The sequence below is a fragment of the Pedococcus sp. P1_H8 genome, from assembly GCF_056405175.1.
On record NZ_JBFUCP010000379.1, the window covers coordinates 1 to 391 of the forward strand.

The 391-nt window shown below is 67.3% G+C and carries 1 pseudogene; it reads right to left on the reverse strand.

What is annotated here, in order from left to right:
* Nucleotides 1–363: pseudogene (locus AC1DYG_RS20455) on the reverse strand (proteasome ATPase); the annotation flags it as partial.
* Nucleotides 364–391 lie beyond the last annotated feature (28 nt).

Genomic DNA, 391 nt, shown 5'->3' on the forward strand with positions numbered 1-391 from the left:
GTCCAACACCTCTCGGAGACTGCAGATCTCGCCGATCCGCTCGAACGAGCCGACCTCGACCACGGTGAGCGCCTCGTTGAGCCGCACCGTCTGGCCGGGCCGCAGCGACTCCGGCTCGATGTTCGGCGAGCACGTCAACCTCATCTTGCGCCCGGACGTGAACACGTCGACGGTCTGGTCCGGGTGCACCCCGATCAGCACGCCGTACCCACTCGGCGGCTGGCCCAGCCGGTCGACCTCCTCTCGCAACGCGATCAGCTGCTGACGCGCTTCCTTGAGCGTGTCCATCAGCTTCGAGTTGCGGATCGAGAGCGAGTCCACCCGAGCCTCGAGTTCGCGTACCTGCTCGGGCGACTGTGCCAACTGGCGACGCAACCGGGCCGCCTCGAGT